This window comes from Arcobacter sp. AHV-9/2010 (assembly GCF_004116575.1).
GTDB classification, from domain to species: Bacteria; Campylobacterota; Campylobacteria; order Campylobacterales; family Arcobacteraceae; genus Aliarcobacter; species Aliarcobacter skirrowii.
This window is the reverse complement of sequence record NZ_PDKH01000003.1, coordinates 203,340-215,103: the sequence shown is the minus strand read 5'-3', so window position 1 is coordinate 215,103 and position 11,764 is coordinate 203,340. Positions and strand designations below refer to the sequence as shown.

Sequence of the window (11,764 nt, the reverse complement as noted above, 5' to 3'; positions counted from 1 at the left end):
AGGATAATAAATGTGTGCGATAGTAGGAATTTATGGAAATGATAATGCTGCAAGATTAGCCTCAATGGCTCTTTTTGCAATGCAACATCGTGGTCAAGAGGCAACAGGTATTTCATCATCTTGTAATGGAAAGATATATACAAAAAAAGATAGAGGTTTGGTTTCTGAAGTATTTAATGATGAAGCTTTAGCATATTTAAAAGGTAATATGGCAATTGGTCACAATAGATATGCAACAGCTGGAAGTGATTCTGTTTTGGATGCACAGCCTGTTTATGCAAAATATAAATTGGGTCAAATATCAATTGTTCACAATGGAAATCTTATAAATAAAGATGAAGTTAGGCAAGATTTAATTGATAAGGGTGCAATATTTCAAACAGGAATGGATACTGAAAATCTTATTCATCTAATAGCAAAAAATACAAAAGATCATCTAAAAGATAGAATTATTGAAGCTTTAAATAGAACAATTGGAGCATACTGTTTTATAGTTCAAAGTAGAAGCAAACAGTTTGTAATAAGAGATAGATATGGAATTAGACCTCTGTCTTTAGGAAAATTAAAAAGTGGTGGATATATAGTTGCAAGCGAGACTTGCGCTTTTGATTTATTGGATGCTGAGTTTATAAGAGATGTAAGACCAGGTGAGATGTTAATATTTAGCGAAGAGTCTGATATAGAATCAATTCAACTTTTTGAACCTGAATTTAGACCATGTGCATTTGAGTATGTATATTTTGCAAGACCTGATAGCGTAATTGATGGTAAAAATGTATATACAACAAGAGAGAATATGGGTAAAGCATTAGCAAAAAATGATGCAAATAGCAAAATAAAATATGATATGGTTGTTCCAGTTCCAGATAGTGGAGTTCCAGCAGCTTTGGGTTATGCAGCACAAAGTGGAATACCATTTAAATATGGAATTATTAGAAATCACTATGTGGGAAGAACTTTTATTGAACCAACTCAAGAGATGAGAAATAGCAAGGTTAAAATGAAACTAAGCCCTATGAGTTCAATTATTGCTGGGAAATCTTTGCTTGTAATTGATGATTCAATTGTAAGAGGAACAACTTCAAAAAGAATAGTAAAAATGCTAAAAGAGGCAGGTGCTAAAGAGGTTCATTTTAGAGTGGCAAGTCCTGAGATTAAGTTCCCATGCTTTTATGGAATAGATACTCCAACAAAAGAGGAGTTAATCTCTACAAGAATGACTAAAGATGAGATTTGTAAATATATAGAGGCTGATAGCTTAGAGTATTTATCAATTGAAGATTTAGTTGAGGCTATTGGAGCTGATAGACACTATGCACTAGAGAGCTTTGATGGAGACTATTTCGTAAAAGCATAAAAAAAGGGCTTTTTGCTCTTTTTTACTAACTACAAAAAACCTTCCCATCTTTTATATAAATTTTACCCTCTAACTCATACTCTAAAATCTTATTTGAATATTTTAAAATAGCATCATCATATCTAGGAGATGTTTTACAATACTCTAAAACTTCATCTATACTATTTAAATTTTCATTTAATAATCCAATACCGACAAAATCTTCAATAAACTCATCAATGTCATAAATAGGCTTTGCTAAACCTTTTTTTAATAAGTTATTTGTTCCTAGACTATCATTTATTCTATGTGCCAATACATAAATATCTTTTTTCTGTTTTAGTGCAAACTCTACAGAAGTCATACTTCCACTATTTAAATCAGCCTCTGTTACAATTAATTTCTCACCTAAAGATACAACAATCTCATTTCTTAAAACAAATGTATAATTTCTAGCTTTTTCACCCTCTTTAAAACTAGAAAGAATAAGACCATTTTTTTCAATATCTACAATTTGATTTCTGTTTACACTAGGATATCTTATATCCAAACCATTTGCAACAACTGCAATAGTGTTGTTTGAACCAGCTGCACTATGAGCAATGCTATCAACTCCCATAGCAGCTCCACTAACAATACAAATATTATTTTGTGATAATTTTGAAGAGAGTTTATGTGTAAACTCTTTTGTATAAGAGTTTGGTCTTCTAGTGCCTACAATTGAAATTTTTCTTTTTTTCAAAAGCTCTAAATTTCCAATGTAATATAGCTCTTGTGGATATTTTCTCATCAAGTTTAATTCATCTATTTTAAAATTAACTAAATTTATCATAGTTACTTCCTAAAATTTTTTTAAAGTTTAACTAAAATTTTATAAATATGGAAGTTGATCTAAAAAAATTGGTTCAACATCTTCAAATAGATATTTTGATTCTTTTAATACCTTAAAAGTAACATCATAAGGGTGCCCAATAGCAACAGCAAATCCTTGTTTTTTTGCTATTTTTATCGCCTCTTTTAGTTGATTTTGAATTTTGGTAAAATCTCTTTCATTATCCAAAAATGTATCTCTTACAATATATGGCATTTTATATTTTACACTTAACTCTTTTGCAACAGAGTTTGGTGAAGTTTTGCTATCAACAAATATAAAATTATATTTTTTTAATGCACGAAAGAGCCTATCCATAGCTTCATAGTTTTCTGTAAAAACAGAACCTGTATGGTTATTTGTATAAATTGCATTTGGAAATAGTTTTCTTAACTCTTTTACTCTAGATTCAATTTTTTTATAAGTATCATCAATATTTAATGTCTTCACTTCTACACTTTTAAATGCGCTTGAAGCTTGAAGTGGGAAATGTATCATATAAAAATCTAATTTTGATGCAATTTTTGCAGAGTTTATATGTATTGGTGTTGGTGGCAGAAATGACATAGTTATTGGATAACCAATATCTAAAATCTTATTTATATGAGTTTGACTTACAACATCATCTATTACAATTACAATTTTAGCTTTACTGTTTTTATTTGGAATAAATTTATCTTTTTTTGTAACTATAGTTTTATCATCACTTGTTTTGATATGCTTTTTTTCTAATATCTCTTCTTGTGTTTCAATTATAGGCTCTTCATATAAAGTTTGCTCTTTTTGTTCTTGTATCTGTAAAGATTTTTCAAAAAGTAAAACATCATCTTTTAAACCTTTTGTCTCTAAAATCTCATTCATAACCTCGTCATTTGAATACTCTTTTTTATCTTGAAATACTTTTGGAATATCAATAACTAATGGTTTTTCAAGACTTTTATTTAATAAGAAATATGAAAAGGATAGTAAAGTTACAATTAAAAAAAGAGCTACTAAAAAGTTTCTAGCTAATACTTTTCGAGTTACATTTCTTTTAACTACAGCACTCTTTCTAGCTGTTTTAGTTCTTTTTTTAGTTGTATTTTTTTTTGGTTTTTGATTATTTTTATTCATTATAAAGCTTTATTTTAAGAGGAGAACCTCTTAAAATAATTAGTTTGTCTCTTGATTTACGATTTTTTTAGAAGCAATCCATGGCATCATATTTCTAAGTTTTACACCTGTTTGCTCAAGTAAAGATGCTCTTGTATTTGCTCTTTCAGCATTCATTCTTGGGTATCCAGCTTGTCCTTCAAGAATGAAATCTTTAGCAAATACTCCATTTTGAATCTCTTTAAGAATTTGTCTCATAGCTTTTTTAGACTCATCATTAATAACTCTAGGTCCACTTACATAATCTCCATATTCAGCTGTATTTGAAATAGAGTATCTCATATCAGCAATTCCACCCTCATACATTAAGTCAACAATTAGTTTTAACTCATGTAAACACTCAAAGTATGCCATTTCTGGCTCATAACCAGCTTCTGTTAATACTTCAAATCCAGCTTGAACAAGTGCAGTTGCTCCACCACAAAGAACAGCTTGCTCTCCAAATAGGTCAGTTTCAGTCTCATCTTTGAAAGTAGTTTCAATAATTCCAGTTCTTCCTCCACCAATTGCACTAGCGTATGCAAGAGCAACTTGTTTTGTATCACCAGATGCATCTTGGTGAACTGCGATTAAATCTGGAATTCCTCCACCTTTAACAAACTCACTTCTAACTGTATGTCCAGGAGCTTTTGGTGCAATCATCATAATATTCATGTTTGCAGATGGGATAATTCTTTTATAGTGAATGTTAAATCCGTGTCCAAATGCTAGGTAAGCACCAGCTTTTAAATTTGGTTTAATCTCTTTTTCGTAAATCTCAGATTGACTCTCATCTGGTAATAAAATCATTACAACATCAGCAATTTTTGTAGCTTCAGCAACTGTTAATACTTTAAAACCTTTAGCAACAGCTTTATTCCAAGAAGATCCACCCTCTCTTAATCCAACAACAACTTCAACACCGCTATCTCTTAAGTTTTCAGCGTGTGCATGACCTTGTGATCCAAATCCAATCATCGCAACTTTTTTTGATTTTATTAACTCAATATTACAATCTTTGTCGTAAAATACATTTACTGCCATTTCTAGTCCTCTATTTTTGAAAATTTTGTAAGATTATACAAAACCTTAACTAAATATAATATAATGATAGAATTAAAAAAGGATTTGAGTTGTTAAAAGAGATATTTATAAAAATAGAGAAAGAGATTTTTGAGTTTAAAAATAGTGAATTAGAGATTTTAGAAAAATATATAAAAGATAAAATAGTTATAAAAAATGATAATAGATATGAGATAAACTCTAAATATAAGATTGGAATCTTAAAAATAGAGAAGAATTTTGCAATATTAGAGGATTTAACTAATCCTATAAAAAATATAAAATTGGAGTTAGATAGTTTAAATGGAGCATTTAACAATGATTTAGTATTAGCAAAGCGTATATTTAATCCAAGAAGTAAAATAAAAGCAAAAATTGAAAAAGTATTAGATGGTAAAAAAGCAGAAATTTTAGTCTATGTAAAAGATAAAACATTTATTACTTTAAAAGAGAATATCTTTTTAAATAGTGCTAAAGCTTCAAAATATAAAGAGAGTGATGTTTTAATAGTAGATAATAAAGAGTTTGAAGAGATTGAGTTTATTGGAAATTTAAGTGATGCAAAAATAGATGAGTTTATCTCTTTGTATCTATATGAAGAGCTTTATAGAGATAAACAAATAGTTGAAGCTGATGATTTTATTGAAGATATAGAACAAAGAGTTGATTTAAGGGAATTACCATTTTGTACAATAGATCCAAATAGTGCAAAAGATCATGATGATGCTATATATTTTGATGAGAAAAATAGCACACTTTTTGTAGCAATTGCAGATGTTTCATATTTTGTAAAAGAGGGTAGTGCTTTAGATAATTTAGCTTTAAAAAAATCATCTACTATATATCTACCAAGTAGAACTTTACCAATGTTACCAGCAATGTTGAGTGAAAATCTATGTTCACTTAAAGAGGGCGAAGATAGATATGCCTATGTTTTTAAATTGAAATTAGATTTAAAAAAGTTAAGAGTTGAAAAGAGCGAACTTTTTACAGCAATAATTAAAAATCATAGAAACTTCTCATATGGACGAATTGATAGAGTTTTAGAAGGTAAATTTGATCAATATAATAGTTTAGAAAAAGAGATTTTTGATTATCTACTACCTTTATATAAAATTACAAAAAAGTTTAGAGCAGATAGATTAAAAATAGGTTATGACTTTAGAACTGTTGAGAATAGATTAAAATTAAAGAACTCTTTATTAGATTCAATTGAAGTTGAAAACTCTACACCATCTCATCAATTAATAGAGGAGTGTATGTTATTAGCAAATATTGAAGCTAGTAAAAAAGTTGGAAATTTAGGAATATTTAGAATTCATGAAGAGCCAAATTTTAAAGCTTTATCAAATTTAGTTGATGATGTAAATATTTTAGGTGTAAAAGTAAAACTTCAAGAAAATGTTCACAAAACTATTACGCATATTCAAGAAGAGGCTAGTAGAGCACTACTTAGAGATGAGGTTGATGAGCTTATTATTCAAAGTCTTACTCAAGCAAAATATAGTTCAAAAAATTTAGGTCACTTTGGTTTAGGATTTAAATCATACTCTCACTTTACAAGTCCTATTAGAAGATACTCAGATTTAGTTCTTCATCGTATTTTAAAAACTAAAAAATTACCAAAAGATATAGACGATATTTGTACTCATATATCAGATCAAGAGAGAAAGATAGACAAGCTTGTTTGGGATTTTGAAGATAGAAAATATGCAAGATGGGCACAAGATAATATTGATAGTGAAATTAAAGTAAAAATAGTTGATATAGAAAAAGCAAGAGCTGTTTGTTATGATAAGATAATTGGATTAAAAGTAGTTTTAGAAAATTATAAAGGTCAAAAACTTTTTTCAAAACATAAAGTAAAAATAGTTTCAAGCGATTTAGCAACTAAAATAATAGTTGCTAAAATATTATAAATTAATACACTTATTTAAAGATGCTAAATAGGGTTCAACTTTTTCACTTGTAATATATTGACCAACAAGTCTCTCTTTTTCATTTACAAAAATAGGAGCAACAAGGTTTATGATTGAGTGTTCAACTGGATTTTGTGATACTAAAACAAAATATGTAGAAAAATCATCTTTTGTTTTTATCTTTAGTTTATCTAAAGATGCTTGATCAATTTCAAAATCAAAAGATACTCTACTTAATATATTGATGTTTACAATAGAAATTTTTGAACCATCTTCAAGTTTTAAATAAGAAAAATGTTCATCAATTTTTTCTATATCCAGTTTTTCGTTATTCTCAAATCCTAAAATTGGTAAAACAATTTTATACATTCATGACTCCTTTTGTTAGAATAGAAAAAATTATATTGAAAGTAAACTTAGGATACTATTTTATTTATGTATAAAAGTGAATTTGATAAATATTTAAAAAGTGGCAAAAAATTTAGCTCATATATGTTTTATGGACAATCTACATTTATGGTGGAGTTTTATTCGTCTATTATTGCAAAAATAGTTGCAAAAAATGAGGATATTGAAAAAATATATTATGATGAATATAACTTTAAATATATTCAAAATAGACTTCTTCAATCATCACTTTTCTCATCATCAAATATACTCTTACTAAAAATAGCAAAGAAAATTCCTAAAAAAGAGCTAGATGCATTAGTTTTAGCTGCAAGTACAAATCAAGATAGCACATTAATAGTTGCATGTTTTGGAGATGATGCTGATTTTAAATCTATGGAGAGTAGTTTTAATGCTAAAACCAATTCAGCTTTTGTTCGATTTTTTCCTTTAAAAGATAGTGAAGCAATAACATATTTAGAGAATGAAGCAAAAATTATTGGACTTGATTTTGAAAAAAGTGCATTAAATCATCTATTTTTTATGCATAAAGGAGATTTAAATCTTTGTGTAAATGATTTGAGTAAATTGAAAATATTAGATGATAAAATAACTTCAAAAGATGTTGATATTCACTGTTTTGGGCTTGGAGTTGTAAACTTTGATAATTTTTTACATGAACTTTTAAGCTTCAAAGATGTAACTTCTGATTTAGATTTGCTTTTAGAAGAGGGAATGGATAGTGTTTTTATTGTAAATCAAATTACTCAATTTGTTCATCAACTTTTTTTAATAAGCTCTTACGCTAGAAGTTTTGGAGCGCCAAATGCTATTGAGATATTAGGATTTAATCCTCCAAAAGATATTTGGGAAAAAAAAGCAAGACTTGCAATAAACACAAATCCAAAAAAATTCTTAAAAATATATAATTTTTTATTAAATTTAGAACTTGATTTAAAAAGTTCTAAAAAAATTCCAAATCCATCTCTGTTTTTACAAGCAAGTATAAGAAAATTTACAGCTTTATTTAGATAAAATCTCACACTTTACAAAAAAATAATCCTTGCTGATAGGTCTAGGAAGTGTAAAGAAAATCGGCAGAATCTAAAAGGAGAACGAATGTCTAAATTAAAACATTATGAAACAATGTTTATTTTAAAGCCTACATTAACTGAAGAAGAGATTGTAGCGCAGCTTGAAGGAATCAAAGCTCTATTTGAAAAAAATGGTGCAGAAATTGTTTCTACAGATAATATTGGTATTAAAGAGTTGGCTTATGAAATAGCTAAACAAAAAAGAGGTTACTACTATGTAATCTATTTTAAAGCTCCAGCTGCTTCAATTGCAGAAATCGAGAGAAATTATAAAAATAATGAAAACTTAGTAAGATTTATTTTTATTAAATATGAGAGTAAAAAAGAGATTGCTTCTTGGACAAAAATGAGCGATGACGCTCTTAAAAAAGCAGCAAAATAATCTTAAAACAAGGAGCCTTTTATGTACAATAAAGTAATAATGGTAGGAAATCTTACAAGAGATATTGAGCTTAAATATCTTCCAAGTGGTGCAGCAGTTGCTAGAAGTTCTATTGCAACTTCATACAAATATAAAGCACAAGATGGAAGTCAAAAAGAGGAAGTTTGCTTTTTGGAGTTTAATATTTTTGGCAGAATTGCAGAAGTTGCTAATCAGTACTTAAGAAAAGGTTCAAAAGTTTTACTTGAAGGAAGACTAGTTTATGAATCTTGGACAGCTCAAGATGGTTCTACTAAAAATAGACACACTTTAAGAGTTGATGAGATGAAGATGCTAGATAGTAAAGGATCAAGTGAAGGCTCTGGATACAATAACCAGTCTCAATCTTATGGTAATTCAAACCAAAACAACTATGGTGCACAAGCGCCTAAAGATTATGAACAACCTTCTTATGATAACTATGGTGGTGGAGCTATGAAGCCAAATAAGGCTTCAAATATTCCTGAAATTGATATTGATGACGAAATACCGTTTTAGAAAAAGGAGATAATATGTCAGAAAAAAGAAAATATGGAAAAAAATCTTGTAAATATACAGAGATGAAAGTTGATTTTATTGATTATAAAAACATCGAGCTTTTAAAAATTTCTATGAGTGAAAGAGGTAAAATTATGCCTAGAAGACTTACAGGAAACTCAAAAAATGCTCAAGAGATGGTAGAGAAAGCAATTAAAAGAGCAAGACACATGGCACTTGTTCCTTATGTTGTTGATACTCAAAATCTTACAGATACAGCTTACTCAAAATCATTTTTATAATAAATGACTACAAACGAAACTTTTGTTTCGTTTGTAAAACTTAAAACCTTTAAATTAAAAAAGTTTTTTAAAATCTTATAATTTTTCCCAAACAGTTCCGTTTGTAGTATCCATTATAGATATTCCAACTCTATTTAGCTCATCTCTTATTGTATCAGCTTTTGTAAAATCTTTATCTATTTTTGCTTTGGCTCTTTGTTTTAAAAGTGAATCTATTTGATTTTTTAACTCTTCACTAACTCCAAATTGAAAATAAGCAAAAGCATCACTTCCACCAATTCCTAAAGCTTTTTCAATATAAGCTATATTTGAAACAATAGTTTGTTTTAGATTTTTATCTTTAGGGTTTGAATCTAATTTATCATTTGAACTATTTATAAACTCATCAATAATAGATAGTGCAACTGGAGTATTAATATCATCATTTAAAGCTTTTAATAAGCTATTTTCAAAAATTTTATCTTGTAGATTTGATTCTACTGCATAAACTCTCTTTTTAACTCTATAAAGCTTGTCTAATCTTCTTTTAGAAGTGATTAAATCCTCTTCATTAAAGTTTATATCAGCTTGATATTTTGCACTTAACAAATAGTATCTAACAACTTCTGCGCTATATGATTTTAAAACATCTTTTAAGAAAAATGAGTTTCCTAAGGATTTACTCATTTTTTCACCATTTATATTTACAAAACCATTATGAAGCCAATATTTAGCTAAATTTTGTCCACTATCACATCTTGTTTGACTAGCCTCATTTTCATGGTGAGGAAATAGTAAATCAGCACCACCACAGTGAATATCTATTTGATATGGTTCATCACTATATGCTAGATGTTTTTTAATCATGGCACTACACTCAATATGCCAACCAGGTCTTCCTTTTCCAAAACTTGATTCAAATGCTACATCATCGTTTTTTTCAAACTTCCAAAGTGCAAAATCTGCACTATTTCTTTTTTCACTATCGCCTTCAACTCTAGCTTTTGAATCTTCACTAATTTTATTTGATAAACTACCATATAACTTATCTTTTGAAACATCAAAATATATACTAGTTTGTGTTTTGTAAGCTATATCTTTTTTAATTAAGTTTTCAATCATCTCTTTCATAGCTTCAAGATTTAAAGTAGCTTTTGGCTCTAAAGAGTTTGGTAAAATATTTAGAGCTTCCATATCTTTTTTATATAAATCTATATAAAAATTTGTTATCTCTTCTAAACTTTTACCACTTTGATTCATCTTTTTTATAATTTTGTCATCAATATCAGTAAAGTTTTTTGTCATAACAACTTCATAAGCATTTAATTTTAAAACTCTATGAAGTAGATCAAAAGCGATAGCACTTCTAGCATGTCCTAGATGAGAGTTGTCATAAACAGTTGGACCACAAACATATATTTTTACAATACCATCTTTTAATGATTTAAATTCAACTTTCTCTTTTTTTGATGAATCAAATAAAAATATCTTTTCCATACTATTTAAACAGTGCCTCTAAAGATGAAACATCAGATTTATTCTCTTCTTTTTTTGTCTCATTATCATTTAAGTTTAAGTTTAAGTTTGTAGTACCAACTTCTTTAATCTCAATATCATATTTTGTAAGCATTGAAGCTAATCTAATATTAAGTCCCTCTTTTCCAATTGCTTTTGATTTTTGCTCACTATTTATTGTAACAATAGCTTTACCTTTTTCACCATTTTTAGGCTCAGTCTCAACAACTACACTATTTACAATTGCTGGACTTAAAGCTCTTGCAATAAATATTTCAGGTGTACTTGAATACTCAACACAATCAATATTTTCTCCATTTAGCTCTTTTGAAACAGAGTTTATTCTAACCCCTTTTACTCCAACAACAGCACCAATAGCATCAATTGTAGGACTTAAAGAGTTAAGTGCAATTTTAGATCTAGTCCCTGGAATTCTAGCACTTGCCTCTATTACAATTTTTTCATCTTTAAGTTCAGGAACTTCAACTGCCAATAGGTTTTCTAAAAATTTAGGACTAGTTCTTGAAAGATCAACTATTAAACCTAAGTTTTTATCAATATTTACACCTCTTACAACAGCTTTTAAAGTATCTCCTACTTTAAATTTTTCACCTTTTATTCTATTTTTTCTTTGTAAGATACCTTTAATTTCACCAATTTCTATAAAAGTATTATCAGCTTTATCAATTCTTGTAACTACAGCAGATACAGTTTTTCCTACTTTCTCTTTATATTTTGCCATAATATTCTCTTCAATAAATCTTTGAAGTCTATATTCAAAATTGCTTGAAAGAATAACAGCTGCATTTCTTCCCATATTTTCAAACTCTAATTCATAGCTTAAAAAATCTCCAATCTCTAAATCACTATTTATAGATTTAGCTTCATCTATTGATATAAAATTCTCTTTATTTAAAGGTTTTCCTTCACTATCAACACAAGCATCTTGTAGTTTTTTATCATCATTTGCAACTACTTCAATTTTTTGAAAAAGAATTAATTTTTTATTTGCTCTATCTATTTTTGCATCAAATATCAAAGAGTGGTCAACCATCTTTTGAGCAGTTTTTATTAAAGCCTCTTTTAAAGCTGCTTCAACATCAGTAATTTTAAGACCCTTTTCATAAGCAATAGAGTCTAAAATATCAATTATTTTATCCATAAATGTACCTTTATATGTTTTTAACATTGAAATGGTGAGTTTGATTTTCAATGCAAGTTTTAGAGCAATAGTATATCTAATTTACCTTTTATAGAAATTAAAGCAATT

The 11,764-nt window shown here is 28.0% G+C and carries 12 protein-coding genes; 6 read left to right on the top strand and 6 right to left on the bottom strand.

Annotation, left to right across the window (positions count from 1 at the left end):
* The first annotated feature begins 10 nt into the window (after positions 1-10).
* Positions 11-1,357 (top strand): amidophosphoribosyltransferase, encoded by a 1,347-nt coding sequence (gene purF, locus CRU94_RS06660; protein ID WP_129106001.1) that lies wholly within the window; start codon positions 11-13, stop codon positions 1,355-1,357.
* Positions 1,358-1,382: 25 nt separating this feature from the next.
* On the opposite strand, the gene CRU94_RS06655 is transcribed toward purF, so the two are convergent.
* The 3 genes from CRU94_RS06655 to ilvC are packed head-to-tail and all read right to left on the bottom strand — an operon-like array spanning position 1,383 to position 4,382.
* Complete coding sequence (locus tag CRU94_RS06655; RefSeq protein WP_129106000.1) at positions 1,383-2,168, bottom strand: DNA-processing protein DprA; 786 nt, start codon at positions 2,166-2,168, stop codon at positions 1,383-1,385.
* A 39-nt stretch (positions 2,169-2,207) separates the two neighbouring features.
* A complete protein-coding gene (locus tag CRU94_RS06650) occupies positions 2,208-3,320 on the bottom strand; it encodes a divergent polysaccharide deacetylase family protein (RefSeq protein WP_129105999.1) in 1,113 nt (370 codons plus the stop codon).
* A gap of 39 nt (positions 3,321-3,359) precedes the next feature.
* Positions 3,360-4,382: a ketol-acid reductoisomerase gene (gene ilvC, locus CRU94_RS06645; protein ID WP_066351408.1), complete on the bottom strand. Its 1,023-nt coding sequence runs from the start codon at positions 4,380-4,382 to the stop codon at positions 3,360-3,362.
* A gap of 89 nt (positions 4,383-4,471) precedes the next feature.
* On the opposite strand from ilvC, the gene CRU94_RS06640 reads away from it, so the two are divergent.
* Entirely contained in the window at positions 4,472-6,319 is a 1,848-nt protein-coding gene (locus CRU94_RS06640) for an RNB domain-containing ribonuclease (protein WP_129105998.1), read from the top strand.
* Here CRU94_RS06640 and fliW read toward each other — a convergent pair.
* Positions 6,314-6,688: a flagellar assembly protein FliW gene (gene fliW / locus CRU94_RS06635; protein ID WP_129105997.1), complete on the bottom strand. Its 375-nt coding sequence runs from the start codon at positions 6,686-6,688 to the stop codon at positions 6,314-6,316. The two genes, CRU94_RS06640 and fliW, sit on opposite strands and share 6 nt — an antisense overlap.
* A gap of 66 nt (positions 6,689-6,754) precedes the next feature.
* Here fliW and holA point away from each other — a divergent pair, with 66 nt between their 5' ends.
* From holA to rpsR, 4 genes are all read left to right on the top strand, one after another.
* The gene (gene holA / locus CRU94_RS06630; protein WP_129105996.1) at positions 6,755-7,741 is read left to right on the top strand and encodes a DNA polymerase III subunit delta; all 987 of its coding nucleotides are present in this window, start codon (positions 6,755-6,757) and stop codon (positions 7,739-7,741) included.
* A gap of 84 nt (positions 7,742-7,825) precedes the next feature.
* Positions 7,826-8,182: a 30S ribosomal protein S6 gene (gene rpsF, locus CRU94_RS06625; RefSeq protein ID WP_129105995.1), complete on the top strand. Its 357-nt coding sequence runs from the start codon at positions 7,826-7,828 to the stop codon at positions 8,180-8,182.
* A 21-nt stretch (positions 8,183-8,203) separates the two neighbouring features.
* On the top strand, positions 8,204-8,719 hold the full coding sequence (gene ssb, locus CRU94_RS06620; RefSeq protein ID WP_129105994.1) for a single-stranded DNA-binding protein: 516 nt from the start codon (positions 8,204-8,206) through the stop codon (positions 8,717-8,719).
* A 14-nt stretch (positions 8,720-8,733) separates the two neighbouring features.
* Positions 8,734-9,000 (top strand): 30S ribosomal protein S18, encoded by a 267-nt coding sequence (gene rpsR / locus CRU94_RS06615; RefSeq protein ID WP_066161867.1) that lies wholly within the window; start codon positions 8,734-8,736, stop codon positions 8,998-9,000.
* A 75-nt stretch (positions 9,001-9,075) separates the two neighbouring features.
* On the opposite strand, the gene cysS is transcribed toward rpsR, so the two are convergent.
* Both cysS and nusA read right to left on the bottom strand, forming a co-directional pair.
* On the bottom strand, positions 9,076-10,476 hold the full coding sequence (cysS, locus tag CRU94_RS06610) for a cysteine--tRNA ligase (protein ID WP_129105993.1): 1,401 nt from the start codon (positions 10,474-10,476) through the stop codon (positions 9,076-9,078).
* A gap of 1 nt (position 10,477) precedes the next feature.
* On the bottom strand, positions 10,478-11,656 hold the full coding sequence (nusA, locus tag CRU94_RS06605) for a transcription termination factor NusA (RefSeq protein WP_129105992.1): 1,179 nt from the start codon (positions 11,654-11,656) through the stop codon (positions 10,478-10,480).
* Positions 11,657-11,764: the final 108 nt, after the last annotated feature.